This is a genomic window from Deinococcus sp. HSC-46F16, from assembly GCF_024171495.1.
Lineage (GTDB): Bacteria > Deinococcota > Deinococci > Deinococcales > Deinococcaceae > Deinococcus.
The window spans coordinates 147,842-167,943 of the sequence record NZ_JALJZW010000003.1 but is presented as its reverse complement, the minus strand read 5'-3'; the positions used below and the strand labels follow the sequence as shown (position 1 = coordinate 167,943).

The following is a 20,102-nucleotide window of genomic DNA, read 5'->3' as shown; positions in this document are numbered from 1 at the left end:
ACAGTCTAGGCCCTCGAAGGCGGGCTTGGCCGCTCCCAACTCGCCCTGAGCGCCTGCCACCGTTCGGTATTCAGCGACACGTCCGCCGGGAGGACCACGCTCGCCTCGGCGCGTCGTCCAGGCCGAACATCCGGCTTGCGGCGGCGGGCGAGGTCATAGACGCTCTTGCGCTCGGTGACGACGTGCAGCACTTCGTCGGGAATCTGGTCGGCGTGCCCGATCACCTCGGCGATCATCGGGGCGATGATGTCCACGTAGTCCTGGCTGGTGTAGACGTCTTCGAAGGCCACCGGGTACTGGAATTCGCGTGGGCGGAAACTCGTCCGGACGATCAGGAATCGCTCGGCCAGCCGGGCCGACTCCTCGGCTACCAGCTTGGTCAGGGCGTAGTAGTTCACGAGGGGGCCGGGCACATCCGTCTCGCGGTAGTCACCCGTGTCGCCACTAAAGACGTAATCCGTCGAGATGTGCATGAGACGTGCGCCGGTCGCCGTGGCCGCCGCCGCGATCTGCCGCGTGCCCTCGACGTTGACCCGCCAGCAGGCTTCACGCTGTCGCTCGGCCCCCGCCACGTCCGTATAGGCGGCGGCATGCACGATCAATGCGGGACGGGTCCGCTCGACGTACGCCTGCACGCTCCCGGGACTCGTGATGTCGAGGGCCTGCCGTGACGGAGCGTCCAGAGAGGGGATCAGCGCCCGCAGTTCACTCCCCAGGCGCCCTCCCCCACCCGTGAGCAGGATGCGCGGGGGCATCAGCGCACGCTCCCGAACTTGTTCTCGGGAATCAGCCTCGCCAACAGAGTGCGGATGCCTGCCTCGTCGTTGCGCTGGGCGGATTGCCGAAGGTCCCGCAGAGGTCCGGCCAGTTCCCCGTCGTCCACACGGGCCAGCCGGGCGCTGAAGATTTCGCGGTGGGTGGTGGCGTCCGCCCCTTCGCTGGGGGTCAGCAGTTCCTCATAGAGTTTCTCGCCCGGCCGGATGCCACTGTAGACCACGTCCACGTCGCGGGCACCACTGAGGCGAATCACGTCGCGGGCGAGGTCGGCGATCTTGACGGGATCTCCCATATTCAGCACGTACACCTTGCCATTCTCGGCCAGTCCGCCCGCCTGGAGCACCAGCCGCGCCGCCTCGGGAATGGTCATGAAGTAGCGCACCATCTCCGGGTGGGTCACGGTGATGGGACCGCCCGCGCGGATCTGCGCCATGAAGGTCGGCACCACGCTGCCCCGGCTGCCCAGCACGTTGCCGAAGCGCACCGAGACGAAGGCCTGCGACGGCCGCGCCCGCGCCGCCCCGGCCGAGACCACCATCTCCGCCACGCGCTTGGACGCCCCCATCACGCTGGTCGGGTTGACGGCCTTGTCGGTGGAGATGTTCACCAGCCGCTCCACACCGTACTCCAGGCTGAGTTCCACGACATTTTGCGTCCCGATGACGTTGTTCAGGATGGCCTCGGAGGGGGCCTCCTCCATCAGCGGGACATGCTTGTGGGCGGCGGCGTGGAAGACGACCTCCGGGCGGTAGCGCTCAAAGACCGCTCGCAGCCGCGCCGCGTCCCGTACGTCCCCGATCAGGCCCACTTGCTTGATCTCCGGCCAGTGGCGCATCAGGTCCTGCTGGATGGAGAAGATGCTGTTCTCCCCGCGCCCGAACAGCAGCACGGTGGACGGCCCGAAAGGCGCGATCTGCCGCACGATCTCCGAGCCGATGCTGCCGCCCGCCCCCGTTACCAGCACGACGCGGCCCCGCAGGTACCCGGCGATCTCGGCGGTGTTGAGCTCGACGGGGGGCCGCCGCAGTAGGTCTTCGAGGTTCACGTCGCGGATCTGGCTGATGCCGACGTTCCCGCTGAGAATCTCGAAGACGCCGGGAATGATCCGGTAGCGGACTCCCGCATCACGGGCGAGATCCACGACACGGCGCACGAACTGCCCGTCGGCGGACGGAACCGCGATCAGGATCTCCTGTGCACCCTCGCGGGCTGCCACGGCAGGCAACTCGGCCACCGGGCCGAAGACTGGGAGGCCCACCACCCGCGTCCGCACCTTGCCCGGCTCGTCGTCCAGAAAGCCGATGGGTTCAAGCCCGGCTTCGGGGTGCCGCTGCATCTCGCGGGCGATCAATGTTCCAGCCTCCCCGGCCCCTACAATCAGTACCCGCTGCCGCTGCGGCGCGGCCTGGAGCCGAACCCGCTCGTCGGCGATCCGGGCGAGCACCCGCACGCCGCCCAGCAGCAGGAGGCCCAGTACCCCCGCCAGGACCGGCACGCTGCGGGGCAACTGGAGCCACCCCTGCAGGATGAACCCCAGCGCGAACATCACCAGGGTCGCCAGCGCGACGGCCCGGCCCAGCCGTTGCAGGTCCAGCACCCCCACCCGCCGCCAGGCCTGCCGGTGCAGGCTGTAATAGACCTCCAGCCCCCCCATCACCAGCACGCTGAGCAGCAGATACCCCCAGACATTCAGGGGAATTCCGAAGTCCAAGAGGTCCGGCTTGCGAAAGGCGTAGGCGAGGAGCCCCGCCACACCCCACAGGGCGAGGTCGATCAGGAACTTGCTGGTTGCGGGAGACATGGCCACTTAGCCGCGTGTGGCCTGGGCCAGCACGTCATCGACCACGTCCGCCATCCGACTCATATCATCCGGCGAGAGGGTCGGGTGCACTAGGAACATCAGCGAGGTCTCCCCGAGTTCGCGGGCAACCGGGAGGCGCTCCTCCGGGCCGTACCCAGCGTCCTGAAAGGCCTTTTCCAGATAGATTTCCGAGCACGACCCGCTGAAGCAGGGCACCCCACGGGCGACGATCTCGGTCATCAGCCGGTCACGGTCCCAGCCGCCCCGCAGTTCCTCCGGGCGGACGTAGACGTAGTACTTGTAGTAGGCGTGGAAGATGTCCTCTTCCGGCAGGGTCAGCCGCAGCGCCCGGTGGTGGGCGAAGCGCTCGTTCAACACAGCGGCGTTGGTCCGGCGCCGCTCGATCCAGTCCGGCAACTTGCGAAGCTGCAAGCGTCCGATGGCGGCTTGAACTTCTAACATCCGCCAGTTGGTGCCGAAGGACTCGTGCAGCCAGCGGAAGCCGGGCGGATGCTCACGCTCGTAGACGGCCTCGTAGCTCTTGCCGTGGTCCTTGAAGGCCCAGGCCCGGCGCCAGACCTCGGTGTCGTTCAGCGCCAGGAGGCCGCCCTCGCCTCCCGTCGTCATGATCTTGTCCTGGCAGAAGGAAAAGGCCCCGGCGTGCCCGATGCTGCCCACCGGGCGCCCCTTGTAAAACGCACCGTGCGCCTGGGCGCAGTCCTCGATCACCACGAGGTCGTGCTCGCGGGCCAGCTCCATGATGGGGTCCATGTCGCAGGGCCACCCGGCGAGGTGCACGGCGATGATGGCGCGGGTCCTCGGGGTGATCAGTGGGCGGATGGTCTCGGCAGTCATGTTGCCGGACTCGGGGTCCACCTCCGCGACCACGGGCACGCACCCGCGCATCACGGCTGCGCTCGCTGAGGCGATGAAGGTGCGACTGGTCGTGATCACCTCGGCGCCGTCCCCGATCCCGAACGCGTAGAGGGCCAACTCCAGCGCCAGCGTGCCGTTGTGCAGGGCGATGGCATGCTTCACGCCCAAGTACTCGGCGTACTCGCGCTCGAACTCGCGGGCCACCATGCCCGTCCAGTAGTTCACCTTGCCGGACTGCAAGACCTCGGCAACCGCCTGAACCTCATCGGGCTCGAAGACAGGCCAGCCAGGAAAGGTGGGGGCCGGGGCGGGAGGGGCGGGCTGGTTCAGTGTGTTCGTCATGGTCGTCTCCGGGGAGCGGAAAGGGCCTCCCCACAGGAGGGCCGCACAATGTTCTCAGTATTCCTCATCGGCGAACTTAACTTCTGACGAACGCTTCACTTTTGGGCGGTCTGGGGCGTTCAGGACTCGACCGGAACAGAGGCGACCAGAGCTGGGGCGCGGTAGGCGGGGAAGAAGTCGGGGGCCAGCTCGCCCACTTCGGCGCGGCGGGCGGCGGCCAGGGTCTGATAGACCCTTGGATCAGCGGTGAGCTGCACGCCGAAGTAAGGCCGTACCCCGTTCCGGTCAAAGGCCCGCTTGTACCGGAAGATGCCGTCGTCCGGTGTGTAGCCGCCGCCTAGGACGTAGCCGACCTTGCCCGCCGTCCGCCCATACTCGATCACCGCGTGTTTGAGTAAGTCGTTGGGCGCGTAGGCGAAGAACTCCTGGCGGGTGCCGCCCAGATAGGAATACAGGAAGCGCTCGCTCTGGAGCACCAGTTCCACCGAGGCCAGTTCCCCCCCAGGCCCGCGCACCTCTGCCAGCACGAAGCTCCCCGGCATCCCTTCGGCAATGGCGGAGAAGAAGTCGGGGCCGAAGTGGTACCACTCCTGTGCCCCGCGCCGCTGCATGGTCCCCAGGTACACCTCGACGAAGCCCGGCAGGTCGGGAAACTCCGGCAGTACCCGCGCGGTCAGCCCAGCCCGCTCGGCCTTGTTCACGTTCTTGCGGACCTTGTGCTCGAAATGCCGCCACTGCTCCTCGGGGGGGCGGGTCACGTCCACCACCACGTTGTCGCGCAATTGCACCTGCACGTAGCCGGACAGGTCCAGTTCCGGCGGCCGCCGCTCCAGCGCGGCCCGCACGAAGAGGGTCAGGACCCGCTCGCGCCGCATCCACTCCAGCACCGCCGGGTAGAAGTTCTCGTCCGGATCACCGTAGGGACCGCCGTAGCCGTAGGGCGACGTGGCATCCCGCCAGCCGGACTCGCCCGGCAGGGGTCGCAACACCAGCGGCAACAACCCGCCGTGGCCACAGAGCGCTCCGGCTTCGCCCTGCTCCGCGAACAGTGCTACGTAGTCGGGATGCGCGAACGGCTCGCGCCCGGCCTGGTCCCAGGCGGCCAGCCACTCGGCGCGGTGGGCGGGGGTCAGGAGTTTCATTCCTGTGCCGTTCTCAGAGCCGATTGAAACGACTGCATCATGCCGGGAATGTGTGCTGGGTCGAGGTCCTGATGAACTGGGAAGTTAATCACGGATTTCGACAAGGCCACCATCTCGGTGAAGTCTTCCCGCACAAGCTCGATCAGGGTGTGGTACAGGCTCACCATGCCGTAGCCGTCGGCGTTCATGGCGTGGTAAATGTGGTCGCGGTTGCCTGTGCGGATACGGACAGGCAGGGTCTGCGGCACGTCCCCCGGCGCCAGCTCAGGCCACAGCAACTCGAACTCATGGCCACACTCAGGCAACTGACGCAGAGCCTGCAGCACGGCCTGTGCGTGGCGGCGCCGCGCCAGTCCAATCGCTGCCCAGTCGTAATTCAGGATCAGGCGGGCCAGTTCGGGAGCCGTTTCCTGCTGTCCGGCAAGTAACTGGGCGTTGCGGTACGCGATCATGCCGCCCTGCGCACCCGGCGTGGGGAACATCTTGTGCAGCGAGTACAGGTTGATGTCGCCCCGCGACCCGGCCACCCCGCCAAGTTGCGCCGAGTAAAAGCCGTGCGCCAGGTCCTCGACCAGCAGGGCGCCGTGACGGTCGGCCAGATCGCGCACGGCTTCCAACTGGGGCTCGGTGCGTCCGTAGTAATGGATCAGCACCAGCACCCGGTAGCCGCGTTGCAACTCGGCCTCCAGCTTGCCCAAGTCGACCGTCAGGTCAGGATTGAGATCGTAGAATCCTGCGCGGAGGCTCAAGCCCTGCACCGGGTCATAGACCCCACTGCCCTCACGCGGGGACCAGCCGATGAAGGCGGGCAGCAGCACTCCGGCCTCCGCGTCCGGCAAGACGGCAGGCTGGGCCAGGAAATCCTGCATTCCCTCACGGGCCGAGCGGTAAAACAGAGTGGGCAGATGGCGCGTCTGCGGGTTGGTAGCGGTCTTGGTGATGTGGGTCATCGGTTCTCCTGGGCACGCTGCCACCGTAATCGTAGAGATTGGTTGAACGCCTCGGCCTCCGGGTGTGGCGGAAGTGGGGTGGCGGGTCCAATCAGCAGCGCCTCCTGAAGAGTAGGAAACCCTGCTCGCATCGCGGCCAACAGGCCGTCGTCGGCAAACTCTGCGGAGTTCGGGCAACGTAAAACGCTCTCGCCCATTCGCCCCAGCCGCAGCTCGCGCCCAGCGAAGCGCAGTTGCAACTCGCAAAAGCCGTAGAGCTCGAAGGCAGCCAGAGCCTGGGGCCAGTTCAGCATTTGCACTTCGTCCGCCGGAGGGGAAGGGAGGATGCGTCTCCACCAAGTCGTCCGCGAGACTTCCTCAAAGCCCATCCGTCCGTACAACGTGAGCGCTGGTAGGTTGTCCGCAAACACGTCGAGCTGCATTTCCCTGATATGAGGGGTTTCGGCCAGGTAGTCCTCTATAAGCCGTTGAGCCAGCCTCTGTCCACGTGCCTCTGGTGAGACACAGATATACGAGAGAAACCCCGTGTGGGGGTTCAGTTGCCGAAACTCGGCGTACCCCAGCAACTCGGCGTCCTGGGACTTGGCGCCCAGATAACTACGGTCGGGATGCAGCGCCGCTGCTTGCAGGTAGGCCGCCAAAAATGCCTCAGAGCCGTGCTGGGTCGCGGTCATGTAGGGGTGGAGGCGGGGGGCGAAGCTCTCAAGCACCAACCGCTGAGCAGCAGGGGCGTCGGCGGGTTCGAGGGGCGCGATGGTGAGGTCAACCATAAGCCAACTTGTTCCGACGTTCGTCGTCGAGATTCTGCATGATCGACTCGGCGTCTACGACCACCCCACTGCGCTGGAATACCTTTTTCACTGTCAACCAGAGAATCTTCAGGTCGAGTGCCAGGCTCATGTTCTGTATGTACCAAACGTCCATCGCCAGTCGGTCGTCCCAGGAAGCTGTATTCCGGCCGTTGACTTGTGCCCATCCGGTGATGCCTGGTCGCACGTTCAAGCGTTGACGCTCTTCTTCCGTAAAAAAGGGGGTGTATCGCGTCAGCAAAGGCCGAGGTCCCACCAGACTCATGTCGCCCCTGAGAACATTCAACAGCTCGGGCAGTTCGTCCAAGCTGGTCGAGCGCATCCAGGCTCCAAACGGGGTCAGGCGCCGCGCGTCAGGCAGCAGTTCGCCGTCTGGACCGCGCTCGTCGGTCATGGTGCGGAACTTGTACATCTTGAAGGTGTCACCATACCGCCCGGGGCGCACCTGCTGGAACAGCACCGGACTGCCCAGGCGTGAGCGCACCAATGCGGCGAGTGCGAGCATGGGAAGGCCCAGAGTAGCCAGGGCCAGGGCTGAGACGGCCACATCCAGCACCCGCTTCACCGGGTTATAGGCACTGCCCCCGCGTGCCGCTGCCGCCAGCAACTCGGCGAAATGTGCGGCGCCCACCCGCAGGGCCAAGTGCTCCTCGTAGTACCGCGCACCACGTTCACCCATGCGCCGCCGCTCCTCCGGGGAGAGCGCCATCAGCTCGCGCACTGCAGCCGCCAACGCCGCCGCGTCCTGCGGGGGGAAGGTCAGCCCGGCCCCGGCTTCCTGCACCAGCTTCGCCGCGTCACCGCGTACGCCCATCAGCAGGGGCTTTCCCGCCCGCAGGTTGGCCTGGGTCTTGCCGGGGATGGTGATGGCGAATAGCGGATCGTCCTTGAGGTGAATCAGCAACGCGTCGGCCAGCGCCAGAATCTCCCCGATCTCGCTGGGCGGTCGGCGTGGCAGAAAGTCCACATTGCTCAGGCCCCGCTCGCGGGCGCTTTCGCGCAGCCGCTCCTCCTCAACCCCGCCACCGATCATCACGAAGCGGGCCGCCTCGCCGTGCAGCTCCTCGGCCGCGTTGAGCACCGTGTCCAGCGCCTGCGCCCGGCCCATATTGCCCGCGAACACCACGTTGAACCTGCCCGCAAAGCCCAGCTCGCGGGCACGCTCTGGGGGCGGCAGGGTGAGGTCGGTCTTGTCCTCGTTCGTCCAGTTGGGAATCACGCTGACCTTGTGCTCGGGGACGCCGCGCTCGATCAGCCTCTCGCGGAAGCCAGGCGACAGAACGGCAATTTGCGCGGCCCGGCGGTGAACCCTGTCCATGAAGCTGCCCACACCACGCAGCACCGCCGCATTTTCCATCATGCCGGTCGCAGCCAGGGTGTCGGGCCACAGGTCCTGAATGTCATACACGAAGGGCACGCCCTTCAGCGCGCGCAGGATCATGCCGGGCAGCGCCGCTGTGGCCGGGGGGTGGTATACGTACGCTACGTCCGGGCGGCGCAGCAGCAGGGCACCAACAGTGGCCGAGGCCGCGTAGGACAGGTAGTTGGCGGCCCGTTTCACCCCTGAGCCGTCGTGGCTGGGGTAGAGCGGCACCCGCAGCACAGGCACACCGCCTACCACCTCGCGCTGCCAGGGGCGGATGCGGTAACCGGGATAGACCTTACCGCCGGGGTAGTTGGGAAACCCGGTCAGCACCTCGACCTCGTGCCCCAAGCGTTGCAACTCGCGGGCGAAGAGCAGGCCCTTGAAGGTGGGTTCGGGGTCGAACCACTGGGTAATCATCAGGATTCGCATGTCTTAACGCACGTCCTTGCGCCACACCACCCGGTTTACATAGTCCGTGTAGCTCAGGATGATTCGCAGCACCTTGTCCGACACGTTGGGCATCGAGTAGTCGGCTACCGGGCGCAGCAAACGCTCGTCGCCGCGCGGCTGGCCCTCTAGCACGCGCAGGCCCTGCATGATGCGCTCGGGCGAGAGGCCCACCATCATCACGCTGGCTTCCTCCATCGCCTCGGGGCGTTCGTGCGCCTCGCGGATGTTCAGCGCCGGGAAGTTCAGGATGCTCGACTCCTCGCTGATGGTGCCGGAGTCCGACAGCACCGCGCGGGCGTGCAGTTGCAGGTGGTTGTAGTCGTGGAAGCCCAGGGGCTTTAGCAGTTCCACCAGCGGGTGAAACTGTGCCCCGGTCGCGTCAATGCGCTTCTGGGTGCGCGGGTGGGTAGAGACGATCACCCGCTGGCCGTAGCGCTCGGCGACCCGGTTCAGCGACTCCACCAGCCCGGCCAGGTTGCGGTCCGAGTCAATGTTCTCCTCACGGTGCGCGCTCACCACGAAATACTCGCCCGCCGTCAGGCCCAGCCTTGAGAGCACGTCCGAGCTGTCTATCTGCGGCCGGTAGTGGGTCAGTACCTCGAACATCGGGCTGCCCGTCTTGATCACGCGGGCGGGGTCGAGGCCCTCGCGCAGCAGGTACTCGCGGGCGATGGAGGAGTAGGTCAGGTTGATGTCGCTGGTGTGGTCGACGATCTTGCGGTTGGTCTCCTCCGGCACCCGCTGGTCGAAGCAGCGGTTGCCCGCCTCCATGTGGAAGATCGGAACCTTTCGCCGTTTGGCGTTGATCGCCGCGAGGCAACTGTTGGTGTCGCCCAAGATCAGGAGGGCGTCGGGCTGCTCCTGCTGCAACACCGGGTCCATCCGGATCAGGATCTGTCCGATGGTCTCGGCCGCCGTGCCGCCCGCCGCTTCCAGAAAGTGGTCAGGCTGCCGCACGCCGAGGTCGCGGAAGAAGACGCCATTGAGTTCGTAGTCGTAGTTCTGCCCGGTGTGGACGAGGACGTGATCGGTGTACTCGTCCAGCCGCGCGAGCACCCGCGAAAGCCGGATGATCTCCGGACGGGTACCCACCACGGTCATCACCTTAAGGCGGCGGGTCGGGTCAGGGGTCATGCGGTCTCCACGGGTTCGGGGTAGGTGTCAGGGTTCTCGGGATCAAACAGCTCGTGCGTCCAGAATAGGGTCGTCAGGATGCCAGGACCGACATTCGTGATGTTGTGGGTGTGCAGGGTGGGGATGTCCACATAAGCGGGAGTGTCGCCACTCACCCGAAAGGTTTGGACCGGGCCGCCCGTGACGTGCCGGAGCCCAATCTCTGCCTCGCCGCCCGTCACCAGAAAGCGCTCGATCTTGCGGGTGTGGTAGTGGTTGCCGCGCGTAATGCCGGGGTGGGTGGTGGACAGGAAGCTCTGCCCGCCGTTGTGGCTCTTGACCGCCTCGAAGAGGCTGCCGCGCGGGTCAGTGTGCAGGGTCAGCGGCACCGGGTAGTGGTCCGGGTACAGGTACGAGCGGTAAGTATTGAAGAGGTCGCGGTCGAAGTCCCGGCGCACGTCGGGGATGATGTGCGCCGCGTAGAGGGTCTGGAAGGACTGGAGGCGGCCCAACAGCTCGCCCACAGTCAGGTGCTCACCTCCCACCCGCACGTCGCCCGTCTCGCCATTTTCGATCAGGGTGTGCAGGCGCCGGGCCACCTCCTGCGCGTGAATCTGCTCAACGGGCGCGTCGGCATTCACACTCGGCGTCTCTCCACGCGCGAGTTGGAAGCAGAAGGTGGACACCACGGAGTTGTAGAAGGGCTTGCCGCCCTCCCCGAACACGCCGGGCAGAATCACGTTGGCGAAGTGGGCACCCGAGCGCTGAGCCCACGTCCGCAGCAACTCTGCCGCCTGCCGCTTGGACGCCCCGTAGGGCGTGTCCCGCTCGATATGGGTGGACGACGAGAAGAGGACGTGCGGCCTCTCCCCTTCCGCCTCCAGCGCCGCGACCAGCTCCTCGCACAGGCGCACGTTGGTCGCGGCGACCTCAGCGTCATCCCCCCGGTTCATCCCCGCGAGGTGGACGACCGCGCCGCAACCCCGTACGAACTCGCGCAGGCTCTGCGGTGAGGCGAAGACCTCCCGGCCTCCCGCCACGACTTCCACGCCCGGCTGCCCGTATAGGTAAGCGTGGAGGTGGGTCCCCAGCAGGCCCCGCGCTCCGGTGATGCCGATCTTCATCGGGCCGCGCCCTGGAAGGCGGCCAGTTCCTTCTCGAAAGCGGGGAGCGAACGCAGCAGCTCCTCGACCTGGGGCACCGTCAGCCGCTCGGTATTGTGCGAGGTGTAGTCGTCAATCAGGGCTTCTTCCGGCTCGCCTTCGGTGAAATACTTGGCGTAGTTGAGGTCGCGGTCGTCCATCTGAATACGCAGGTAGTCGCCCATGTCCTCGGCGTTTACCAGCTCGCCCGAGGTCGCCAGCGTCTCGAAAAGTTTCTCGGCGTGCCGGGTGCCGATAATCTCGACGGGCACGTCCGACCCGAAGAGGTTGGTCACCGCCTGTGCGAGGTCACCCACCGTGCTTGCGGGGGCCTTGCGCACGAAGATATCGCCCTGCCTCGCGTGCTCGAAGGCGAACAGCACCAGGTCGATGGCGCTGCGCAGCGATAGCAGAAAGCGGGTCATGTTGGGGTCGGTAACCGTCAGGGGCCTCCCCTGCTTGATCTGCTCGACGAACAGGGGAATCACGGAGCCGCGCGAGTACATCACGTTGCCGTAGCGGACGGTGGAGATGACGGTGTCGTGGTCCCCCAGGCGGCGGGCGGCGGCGGTGGCGACCTTTTCCATCAGGCCCTTGCTCATGCCCATCGCGTTGACCGGCTGCACGGCCTTGTCGGTGCTGAGGCACACCACCGAGCCGACCCGGTGGGCGATGGCCGACTCGACGATGTTGTGGCTCCCCACGATATTGGTCATGACGGCCTGCATCGGGAAGAACTCGCACGAGGGCACCTGCTTGAGGGCCGCCGCGTGGAAGACGAGATCGACGCCCTCCATTGCCTGATCGACGCTCTGGCGGTCACGGATGTCCCCAATGTGGAACTTGACCTTCGGGTTCTTCATCCGGACGCGCATCTGCTCCTGCTTGAGCTCGTCACGGCTGAAGACGCGCACCTCGGCCACGTCCGAATCCTTGATGAGCTGAAGCAGTTCGTTGCCGAAGGACCCGGTGCCGCCGGTGATCAGGACGGTTTTGCCTGCGAGATTGTCAAGAACGGTCATAAGTGCTTCCCTCCAGCCAAGGTACGGCGCTGCAACTGCTTACGGGTCAAGCGAACGCTGGGATAAACCCGAATCATGTGCCCTGCCAGCGCTAGGCGGCGCTTGATCACATCAGGCCAGCCGAACCGGTGCATCTGACTGGCATTGCCCCCGTGCCTGCGATACTTCAATAGAATTTTGTCAAGAAACACGACTTCGCCGACCATATTGGAGACCAACCCCAACCAGCCGTCGTGGGTCCGAACACTTTTTGGGATATCGAGGCCTGGCTGTAAAACCTCGCGGCGGAAGGCTAGGCAACACCCCAAATAGGAGTTGCGCCAGAAATTCTTCCACACTCCAGCGCGGCCCCCGTAGGCCTGATGGTATGAGGGCACAACTACCTTCTCGCTCGCGTCAATGATCTCCGCATCCGTCACAACGGCCATCACCTCGGGGCGCGAGAACTCCGCCAGAACATGTGCAACTTTGCCTGGCAGCCAGACATCATCCTGATCAGAGAGGAAAACAATCTCTCCCCGCGCTCTCTTCAGGGCTCGTTCAAATGTCGTGATGACGCCCCTATTTCCAGGGTTTACCTCTACTAAAACTCGAGGGTCACCTAAACTCATCAGGTAAGCTACAGTTCCGTCACTCGAGCCATCGTCTTGGATCACCACTTCGTCATCAGAGGCTAACTGCTTAAGGATGGAAGTTATCTGCGCTGGAAGATACTTCATCCCATTATAAGTAGCCATACACACTGAGATCACATCTGCTCCTTTTTCCTTCTCATGATCAGGCCGTACGACAGCACGTAGGCCAGTAGCAAGTACCCATGCACGGTGAACACTGTCTTAATCACCCCGCTGGTGGGATCACCAGGGATAAATAGTAGTCCTGCCCCTAGAGCGACGACGCTGGCCGACCCCTGCAAAAGAGTGCGCACCGCTTGATGGCCTCTTCCCGTCAGAGCATCAGCAAATGGAGTCTGCATCACTTGCAAGAAGACTACCCCAGAAAGATACAGCAGGAAGGTCCGGACCCTGGCGTAGCCCTCGCCAAGCAAACCCGGCAGAAAATTGGAAAGTGCAATGAAGCAGAGCGCCATAATTAAGCCGTACCCTGCTGCAATCAGCACTACGCGGTGCAATAATGCACTTAACGCAGCTCTGTCGTGACCTACCTGCATAAATCGAGGATAAAAAAGAGAGTACACCGCACCTATAGGCATAAGGGCTACGGTGACAATTCGAGTGGATGCAGCGTATACCCCCGTGAGGGCCGAATTTGCATAGCGAAAGAGCAAAATTTTATCCAGCTCCAAGTACAAGTACTGAAAGGAATTGCCCATACTGAATACGAGACCTTCACTGATTCGGCCCATACTTGGAAACGGCGCTTTGATATCCCCAAGTGAGCGGCGCAGGACGGTCCCGGCGACCAGCGCTCCGCTCACCCCTATGAGTGCATAGGTTACAGCCCAGGCAAACAAGCTGTATCCAAAGGCCATTCCGTAGCCTCCCAAACTTAGCAGGGAAAGAGCCACCACCGCCTCTACGGCGATTACGGGGACCTTCACCTGCACTGTGTTTTGAACTGCCGCCAGCAGAAGAGAGGTGCGACTGAGGAGTAGATATCCCACTCCGATCAAACCAAAAACCAACAACCCATCAGAACCGTAAAGCAGATCGGAGACGACTAGACAGGCTAGGAGACCCAAGGGGAAGGTAAGGAGCACAACCTTAAGGTTCTCCCCTACGACCTTACCTGGATGTCGCCCTAAGGCGATGTCACGGGAGACAATTGAGTACGCTCCCATATCCACGAAGGGAGCTATTGGACTTAGAATCGCCAGTGCAGCAGAGATCTGCCCAAAGCCTTCCGGACCTAGTACACGTGCGAAGATAAAGAAGGATATTCCCTGGCCAGCTATACGCAGGATATAAGTCAGAAGAATCGTCGCAATTTGTTTGGGACGACGTGGCAAGTCCGTCGGCGCAGAGATATCCTGATTTTGAGCGCCTTGATCAGTCAAATCACAGTCCCCAAGATACCGACGCGTCCAGAGTGTTCACTCTGGATGTCCTAAGTCTCCCCGCACCGACCTGCTCGGCAATGCAAATTGGAAGACGAGAATCTTTTATCCCCGATCCTCGCTCCACAATTCATCACCAAACTGATTCCACGGAATTCTCCCCTCATTGGGATCCTCGATATTAAATCGAGCATCCATCGTGTACAGCAGGGTGGCTCCCCCATCGCTCGCCTGATAGCCGTGGGCCACCCCACTGGGGATATGCACCATGGTCGGTTGCTCGCCGCTCAGCACCAGCTTGCGGCGCACGCCCAGGGTGGGGCTTCCGGCGCGGCAGTCTACCAGCCAGACCATCAACTGACCCTCGATCACGCACCAGATCTCGTTCTGCTCTTCCTTGACATGGATATGAAAGGCGTTGATGCGCCCCGGCGCGGCCCACGACACGCTGATCTGGCGTGGTATCAGGCGGCCGGGCAGCCCCTGAAAGCCTTCCTCCCCCATGCGGGCGTACTCCATGAAAGCGCCGTTCTCGCTGCGATTCTTGCGAAGAGGATGGGTCCAGACTCCGGCGATGTCCGGGGCCGGGGGATAACTCTCAAAGGTCAGGGCGGCAGCGTATTCAGGGGCGAGTTCAATCTTCACAGGGGATGAGCCCTTTCGTGGCTGAGCTTGAGGAGGTACTGGCCGTAGCGGTTCTTGGCCAGTTTCCGCGCCTGTTCGCGCAGGTCGTCGGTGCTGATCCAGCCGCTGCGCCACGCGACCTCCTCCGGCGAGGCGATCTTGAGGCCCTGGCGGTGCTCAATGGTCTGGATAAAGAGGCTGGCCTCCAGCATGCTCTCGTGGGTGCCGGTATCCAGCCAAGCGAAGCCCCGGCGCATAACCTGCACGTCCAGGCGCCCGTCGCACAGGTACGCATTGTTGACATCGGTGATTTCCAACTCGCCGCGCGGCGAGGGCCGCAACCCCTTGACGATGTCCACCACCCGGTGATCGTAGTAGTAGAGGCCGGTCACGGCAAAGTCCGACCGGGGAGCGGCGGGCTTCTCCTCGATGGAGAGGGCCTGTCCCCGGTCGTCAAACTCCACCACGCCGTAGCGTTCAGGGTCGCTGACCTGATAGGCGAAGACCGTGGCGCCATCCTCGCGGCGGCTCGCTGCCGCCATCAGATCCGAGAGGTCGTTGCCGTGGAAGATGTTGTCCCCCAGGATCAGCGCACTCCGGCCCCCTTCCAGAAAGTCCTCCCCGATCAGGAACGCCTGGGCCAGACCCTCGGGCCGGGGCTGCACGGCGTATTCCAACCGCACGCCCCACTGCGAGCCGTCGCCCAAGAGCTGACGAAAGCGCGGCGTGTCATCGGGCGTCGAGATGATCAGAATGTCCCGGATTCCCCCCAGCATCAGGGTGGTGAGGGGGTAGTAGATCATCGGCTTGTCGTAGACGGGCAACAGTTGCTTGGAGACGGCCAGCGTCGCGGGATACAGCCGGGTGCCGCTGCCGCCCGCCAGGATGATGCCCTTGCGTGGCAGGACGTTCACCCTTCCACCTTTCCGGCGAGACGCCCGGCGTACTGCCGCTCGTAGTAGTCGCGGAACTCGCCGCTGCGGATCGGTTCCCACCACCAGCGGTTCCCGGCATACCAGCGGGCGGCCTCGGCGACGGCCTGCCGGGGATCGTAGCGGGGCTCCCAGTCCAGGCCCCTGAGCTTGTCCACGTTCATGGAGTAGCGGCGGTCGTGGCCGGGACGGTCGGTGACGTGCCGCACCAAGCTATGGTCTTGCCCCAGCGTCTCCAGCACGATGTCCACCATCTCCAGGTTGGTCATCTCGCGGCCCGTGCCCACGTTGTAGACCTCCCCGACCTGCCCGCGCAGCAGCACCGCCTCAATGCCCGTGCAGTGGTCGTACACGTGGGCGTAGTCGCGCATCTGCCGTCCATCCCCGTAGACGGGGAGCAGCTCACCCAGGATGGCGTTCGTGGAGAAGAGGGGCACCGCCTTTTCCGGATACTGGTACGGCCCTACGTTGTTCGCACCCCGCGTGATCGTCACGGGCAGCCCGTAGGTGATGTGGTAGGCCTGCACGAGCTGATCGGCTGCCGCCTTGCTCGCCGCATAGGGGCTGCGCGGGGCCAGGGGGTCGGTCTCCACGCTCTGGTGCCCATCCGGGATATGGCCGTAGACCTCGTCGGTGCTGATGTGGTGCAGCCGCACGCCCAACTCGCGGGCGACTTCCAGCAGGACGTGGGTGCCACGGACGTTGGTGTCGGTAAAAACGAGCGGTCCCAGGATGCTCTGGTCGACGTGGGTTTCGGCGGCGAAGTTGACGATCAGCTCGGTGCCGTGTTCCTGGCAGGTGCAGCGCACCAGGGCCTGATCCGCGATGTCCCCGACGACCAGGCTCAGGTTCGGCCTGTCCCACAGGTCGTGCAGGTTCTCCCGGCGCCCAGCGTAGGTCAGCTTGTCGTACACCACCACCTGGTCATCGGGATGCTGCTCCAGCCAGTAACGGACGAAGTTGCTGCCGATAAAGCCGCAGCCCCCAGTAATCAGTAGATTCATACCTTGGCCCCCTCCCTCGGTGCGTAGGCGTAGGAGTACCCGTAGCCGCTCCCCTCCCGCGCATCCGACTTGTTGACCACGAAGCCGATGATCTTCAGGCCTGCCCGCTCCGCGCGGCGCAGCGCCGACCGCACCGCCTGCATATTGGTGCGGCCATACTCGGTCACCATTACCACGGCGTCCACGTGAGCACCCACAACCAGCCCGTCGGCCAGAGCAAGCAGCGGGGCACTGTCGATCAGGACGAGGTCGTACTCCCGCCGCCACAGGCCGAGCGCAGCCTGCAGGTCAGCCCGATTGAAGACCGCGAGACTGTCTTGCAGGCCCGGCCCGGCGGGGAGCATGTCCACGTTGCGCTCGACCTCCAACACCTCGGCGTTGTGGGGCGCCAGCAGCGCTTCACGGGTGGTGCGGGCACCGCCCCCGCCGTTCAGGGAGCGCCAGCGGCCCTGCTCGTTGAACTTCTGCCACACGGCTGCCTGCGTGCCGCGCCGCAGATCAGCGTCGATGATCAGCACCCGCTGGCCGCTGGAGGCGAGTCCATCCGCCAGGGTGGCGGTCAAGCTGCTCTTGCCCTCGCCCGGCGCGGTCGAGGTGATCATGACGACCGGGTGGGCCTGACCCGAGAGCGCTGTCAGCAGGTTGACCCGCAGGAAGCCGATGGCCTCGTACAGCCCCGCCTGCCGCGCCGCCCGCACGATGCCCGAGAACACGACGTCCCGCTGGCGCAGCCGTGGAATCACCGCCAGGGTGGGCAGGCCCAGGGAAAGCAGGTCGTCTTCCGTCCGGACGGTGCGGTCGAGGACCGTCAGCAGCGTCACCACACCCGTCGCCAGCAGCAAGCCCAGCAGTCCGGCGAGCACGGCGTTGCGCAGGGGCTTGGGGGAGACCGGGTCCAGCGGCGCGACGGCAGGCGCGAGGGTACTCAGTACGCCCGCGACCGAATCTTCCAGCAGCTGGGTCTGGATCAGGTTGCCCTGGATGTTGGCCCGCCTTGCGATGAGGGTCTGCCGCTCGACCGAGGGCAATCCAGGAACCCCCAGTTGCTGGTCGACCTGAGCGAGCTGAGCCTCAAAACCGGCCTGCGCCCGGCGCAGGTTCTCCAGCGCACGGTTCCGGTCCCAGGTCAGCAAGGCCGTACTCGCGAGGTTCGCCAGCCGCTGCGCCGCTTCCGGCGTCCGGGCACGGGCACGCAGGGTATAGATGCCGTTGCCCCCTGGATCGAGACGGGAGGTCAACGTGATGGTCTGGAGACGCTGCTCACGCAGCTCGCGCGAAAGCCCCTGAATGAGCCGCTCGCGCTCCGCCGCCGGAATCTCCTCGGCGGCCTGAATCGACCGGGTCAGGGGGCCGATCACCTGGGTGCTCTGCAACGCCTGGGCCACCGCGCCTTCCGGCAAGGGAGGTGCCTTGACTAAGGCCGTGCCGAGCGTGCTGTCCTGCCCCTGGTTGTTGGCGGCAATCAGGCTGGCCGTACTCTCGTAGACCGGAGGCTGACTGCGCGACCACAAGAAGGTAGCAAGGGCCAGCAGCAGGGCCGTGCCCAGAATCCAGGGGAGGCGACGGCGCAGACCGCGCCACAGCACACTGAGATCAATCTCGTTCTCGCCTGTTCGGTCAGCGGGGGTCATGGGGTGCCCATCGTCCAGCGGGAAAGCTCGACCCGCACGAATGTGGGGGGCCTGTTCCCCCCTGGCCTCTTCCGACAGTGAACGGCACTCATCGGCGCCACTATAACGACTCATCCTGCGCAGAACCCAGGAACCTGAGGTGCAGCAAGGTTCCAACATGAGGCAGACTCGCAGACCTGCTGGGCAGCAGCAGAACTTGTAGATCAGGATCAGGGTGACGCTCCGTGACCCTCCGGCGGATGTGGTCTCCCGGCCAGACCGACCCCACACCAGCCCACGGAACGCCCCCGTTCGAGACGTATCCTCCAGTTGAGATAGGGCGCGACCGCCGCCACCCTGCGGTCGTCGGGATGGGCTGAGACGGGCAAGAGGATTTCATCGGCGAGGGTAAGGGCATCCGGGACACCTTTGTGCCGTTTTTGAGGTCCGAGGGGGGCAGTCCCTTCCATCAGGAGCCCGATACTACGGGGACACCTTTGTGCCGTTTTCCAAACTTCTTGCGACCTGGACGCGCTTTTCGTCTCTCTGGCGCACGCACGCTGGTTGGGCGACCTCCCCGGACACCTTTGTGCCGCAGAGGCTGCCGGATAGGGACACCTTTGTGCCGTTTTCGGCTCTCGGCAGCGGCTGGCACGCGTTTTCTGGCTTCTCTCTGTTGTTGTTTCTTTTTATCTTTGAAAAGACAATCAGCAGCTCAGCGGGAGGGACATGAAAAAGGACCGACAACCGGCACTGCCCAGGGTGGATGAGCGGAACTTCGCGCGGCTGGGCATCGTGAGCGTCCAGACCCGGCTCGACGACGAGGCCAGCCGTTCGTGGAACAGCGCCTTTGAGATCGCGGGGCGGTCGTTCGGCATCGCGGCGGAAGCTCCGCATGGGCGTCCCCGGGGAATCGACACGAACGTTGTGATCGGCATCGAGAGTCTGTTCGCGGCGCGGTCGTGTCCGGAGGACAATCGCCTGCACACTACGGCGTACGAGTTGCGGGCCGCGAGCTTTCTACCGCTCAACGGCAAGAGCTTCCACCGGCTGCGCGAGTCGCTCGATCGCCTGTGGTACACCAGCGTGACAGTGACCGACGGCTGGCACCTCCCGGACGGCCGCAAGCTGCGCAACGTCAAGCGGATGCGGCTGATCAACGACCTGAGTTACTGGGACATCGACGGCCAGGACAGCTTCGAGACGACCCGCGAACTCGTGTCGAACGCGACCCTTACCATTCAGCTCGGCACGCAGATGGCGAACAGCATTCGCAGCGGGTTCACCCAAGCGCTGGAGCACAAGATCCTGACCGGCATCGAGCAGCCGCCTGCCCGCGCCTTGTACCGCCTGCTGGAAGCCCACCGGTACGCGGACACCGGGGAGCAGCGGCGCGCCCTGGCGGTGGGGTTGGAGGACTGGCGCCTGGCGTGCGGCATCACGGACGGCAAGCCCAGCAAGACGCTCCGGGCGCTGAGCGAGGCCCACGAGGAGCTGGTCGCCCAGGGCTACCTACGGGACGTACGCGTCGGGGGTTCCAGGGCCACCACGGCCCTCACCTACGATTTCGCCAGCCTGGACGACCCGGACCCCGCGCTGGTGCGCCTGCTGGTCGAGAGCGGGGTGGCCGCTCCGGCCGCGAACAAGCTCGCCAAGGAAAAGGGCGACCGGGTGGAAGAGGTCGTGCGGTACGTGCAAGACACCCTGCGCGAGAAGCCGGGCAGTGTCCGCAAGCCGGGCGGCCTGATCAACGACATGCTGCAGCGGCCGGAGAAATACGTGCTGGACGCCCGGCCTTCTGCCCCCGGGGCCGAGGAGCGCCGTGAGGAGAGTCAGGCCCGCCTCCGCGCCGCCGAGGACGAAGCGCAGCAGCGGGCCGAGCAGGAGCGCCGCGAGTTGCTCGCCGCGCCTCCGCAGGTGCAGTGGGAACGGACCCGGCGATCCCTGAAGCTGCTGCTGGGCAAGCAGTTGACCGGCCCGCACTGGGACGCGCTCGAACGCGCCTGCCTGAGTGGGCAGCTACACGCCGGGGCGCTGCTTCAGGACCTCAGCGCTGCCCAGGCCCGCCTGGAACTGCAAGCCTTCGTGGACGACTTGCGGGACAGGTTGAGTTGAGGAGAGGACT

17 protein-coding genes are annotated in these 20,102 nt (G+C 64.8%); 1 reads left to right on the top strand and 16 read right to left on the bottom strand.

Features of this window, described 5'->3' with window-relative positions; translation table 11 throughout:
- Positions 1-5: 5 nt before the first annotated feature.
- From L1280_RS08350 to L1280_RS08270, 16 genes are all read right to left on the bottom strand, one after another.
- A complete protein-coding gene (locus tag L1280_RS08350) occupies positions 6-755 on the bottom strand; it encodes a sugar nucleotide-binding protein (protein ID WP_253581643.1) in 750 nt (249 codons plus the stop codon).
- The gene (locus L1280_RS08345) at positions 755-2,578 is read right to left on the bottom strand and encodes a nucleoside-diphosphate sugar epimerase/dehydratase (RefSeq protein WP_253581642.1); all 1,824 of its coding nucleotides are present in this window, start codon (positions 2,576-2,578) and stop codon (positions 755-757) included. Before L1280_RS08345 ends, L1280_RS08350 begins: the two co-directional genes overlap by 1 nt.
- A 6-nt stretch (positions 2,579-2,584) precedes the next feature.
- Positions 2,585-3,796, bottom strand: a complete 1,212-nt coding sequence (locus L1280_RS08340) for a DegT/DnrJ/EryC1/StrS aminotransferase family protein (RefSeq protein ID WP_253581641.1) — start codon at positions 3,794-3,796, stop codon at positions 2,585-2,587.
- A 119-nt stretch (positions 3,797-3,915) separates the two neighbouring features.
- A complete protein-coding gene (locus L1280_RS08335; RefSeq protein ID WP_253581640.1) occupies positions 3,916-4,938 on the bottom strand; it encodes a GNAT family N-acetyltransferase in 1,023 nt (340 codons plus the stop codon).
- Positions 4,935-5,888 carry a DegT/DnrJ/EryC1/StrS family aminotransferase gene (locus L1280_RS08330; protein ID WP_253581639.1) on the bottom strand — a complete coding sequence of 318 codons (954 nt, stop codon included), beginning with the start codon at positions 5,886-5,888 and terminating at the stop codon, positions 4,935-4,937. The genes L1280_RS08335 and L1280_RS08330 overlap by 4 nt, the downstream gene beginning before the upstream one ends.
- Positions 5,885-6,658 (bottom strand): GNAT family N-acetyltransferase, encoded by a 774-nt coding sequence (locus tag L1280_RS08325; protein WP_253581638.1) that lies wholly within the window; start codon positions 6,656-6,658, stop codon positions 5,885-5,887. Before L1280_RS08325 ends, L1280_RS08330 begins: the two co-directional genes overlap by 4 nt.
- The gene (locus L1280_RS15745) at positions 6,651-8,492 is read right to left on the bottom strand and encodes a sugar transferase (protein WP_305881873.1); all 1,842 of its coding nucleotides are present in this window, start codon (positions 8,490-8,492) and stop codon (positions 6,651-6,653) included. Before L1280_RS15745 ends, L1280_RS08325 begins: the two co-directional genes overlap by 8 nt.
- Before the next feature lie 3 nt (positions 8,493-8,495).
- The gene (wecB, locus tag L1280_RS08310; RefSeq protein ID WP_253581636.1) at positions 8,496-9,647 is read right to left on the bottom strand and encodes a non-hydrolyzing UDP-N-acetylglucosamine 2-epimerase; all 1,152 of its coding nucleotides are present in this window, start codon (positions 9,645-9,647) and stop codon (positions 8,496-8,498) included.
- Positions 9,644-10,750, bottom strand: coding sequence for an NAD-dependent epimerase/dehydratase family protein (locus L1280_RS08305; protein WP_253581635.1), 1,107 nt, complete (start codon positions 10,748-10,750; stop codon positions 9,644-9,646). Before L1280_RS08305 ends, wecB begins: the two co-directional genes overlap by 4 nt.
- Positions 10,747-11,790 carry a polysaccharide biosynthesis protein gene (locus L1280_RS08300; protein ID WP_253581634.1) on the bottom strand — a complete coding sequence of 348 codons (1,044 nt, stop codon included), beginning with the start codon at positions 11,788-11,790 and terminating at the stop codon, positions 10,747-10,749. Before L1280_RS08300 ends, L1280_RS08305 begins: the two co-directional genes overlap by 4 nt.
- Complete coding sequence (locus L1280_RS08295) at positions 11,787-12,527, bottom strand: glycosyltransferase (protein WP_256488166.1); 741 nt, start codon at positions 12,525-12,527, stop codon at positions 11,787-11,789. Before L1280_RS08295 ends, L1280_RS08300 begins: the two co-directional genes overlap by 4 nt.
- Before the next feature lie 11 nt (positions 12,528-12,538).
- Positions 12,539-13,807 (bottom strand): lipopolysaccharide biosynthesis protein, encoded by a 1,269-nt coding sequence (locus L1280_RS08290; protein WP_253581632.1) that lies wholly within the window; start codon positions 13,805-13,807, stop codon positions 12,539-12,541.
- Positions 13,808-13,912: 105 nt separating this feature from the next.
- Positions 13,913-14,452, bottom strand: coding sequence for a dTDP-4-dehydrorhamnose 3,5-epimerase family protein (locus L1280_RS08285; protein WP_253581631.1), 540 nt, complete (start codon positions 14,450-14,452; stop codon positions 13,913-13,915).
- A complete protein-coding gene (gene rfbA, locus L1280_RS08280; protein WP_253581846.1) occupies positions 14,449-15,336 on the bottom strand; it encodes a glucose-1-phosphate thymidylyltransferase RfbA in 888 nt (295 codons plus the stop codon). The genes L1280_RS08285 and rfbA overlap by 4 nt, the downstream gene beginning before the upstream one ends.
- Positions 15,337-15,341: 5 nt before the next feature.
- The gene (gene rfbB, locus L1280_RS08275) at positions 15,342-16,367 is read right to left on the bottom strand and encodes a dTDP-glucose 4,6-dehydratase (RefSeq protein WP_253581630.1); all 1,026 of its coding nucleotides are present in this window, start codon (positions 16,365-16,367) and stop codon (positions 15,342-15,344) included.
- Positions 16,364-17,998 carry a Wzz/FepE/Etk N-terminal domain-containing protein gene (locus L1280_RS08270; RefSeq protein ID WP_253581628.1) on the bottom strand — a complete coding sequence of 545 codons (1,635 nt, stop codon included), beginning with the start codon at positions 17,996-17,998 and terminating at the stop codon, positions 16,364-16,366. The genes rfbB and L1280_RS08270 overlap by 4 nt, the downstream gene beginning before the upstream one ends.
- Positions 17,999-18,706: 708 nt before the next feature.
- On the opposite strand from L1280_RS08270, the gene L1280_RS08265 reads away from it, so the two are divergent.
- A complete protein-coding gene (locus L1280_RS08265; RefSeq protein ID WP_253581627.1) occupies positions 18,707-20,092 on the top strand; it encodes a replication initiator protein A in 1,386 nt (461 codons plus the stop codon).
- The last annotated feature ends 10 nt before the right edge of the window (positions 20,093-20,102 follow it).

Excerpts from the sequence above, each read along its gene's own strand:
- L1280_RS08325 (WP_253581638.1), bottom strand. The coding sequence starts at position 6,658 with ATGGTTGACCTCACCATCGCGCCCCTCGAACCCGCCGACGCCCCTGCT.
- L1280_RS08330 (WP_253581639.1), bottom strand. The coding sequence starts at position 5,888 with ATGACCCACATCACCAAGACCGCTACCAACCCGCAGACGCGCCATCTG.
- L1280_RS08270 (WP_253581628.1), bottom strand. The coding sequence starts at position 17,998 with ATGACCCCCGCTGACCGAACAGGCGAGAACGAGATTGATCTCAGTGTG.
- L1280_RS08295 (WP_256488166.1), bottom strand. The coding sequence starts at position 12,527 with ATGGCTACTTATAATGGGATGAAGTATCTTCCAGCGCAGATAACTTCC.
- rfbB (WP_253581630.1), bottom strand. The coding sequence starts at position 16,367 with ATGAATCTACTGATTACTGGGGGCTGCGGCTTTATCGGCAGCAACTTC.
- L1280_RS08340 (WP_253581641.1), bottom strand. The coding sequence starts at position 3,796 with ATGACGAACACACTGAACCAGCCCGCCCCTCCCGCCCCGGCCCCCACC.
- L1280_RS08335 (WP_253581640.1), bottom strand. The coding sequence starts at position 4,938 with ATGAAACTCCTGACCCCCGCCCACCGCGCCGAGTGGCTGGCCGCCTGG.
- L1280_RS08265 (WP_253581627.1), top strand. The coding sequence starts at position 18,707 with ATGAAAAAGGACCGACAACCGGCACTGCCCAGGGTGGATGAGCGGAAC.
- L1280_RS08300 (WP_253581634.1), bottom strand. The coding sequence starts at position 11,790 with ATGACCGTTCTTGACAATCTCGCAGGCAAAACCGTCCTGATCACCGGC.
- L1280_RS08350 (WP_253581643.1), bottom strand. The coding sequence starts at position 755 with ATGCCCCCGCGCATCCTGCTCACGGGTGGGGGAGGGCGCCTGGGGAGT.
- wecB (WP_253581636.1), bottom strand. The coding sequence starts at position 9,647 with ATGACCCCTGACCCGACCCGCCGCCTTAAGGTGATGACCGTGGTGGGT.
- L1280_RS08305 (WP_253581635.1), bottom strand. The coding sequence starts at position 10,750 with ATGAAGATCGGCATCACCGGAGCGCGGGGCCTGCTGGGGACCCACCTC.
- L1280_RS08345 (WP_253581642.1), bottom strand. The coding sequence starts at position 2,578 with ATGTCTCCCGCAACCAGCAAGTTCCTGATCGACCTCGCCCTGTGGGGT.
- L1280_RS15745 (WP_305881873.1), bottom strand. The coding sequence starts at position 8,492 with ATGCGAATCCTGATGATTACCCAGTGGTTCGACCCCGAACCCACCTTC.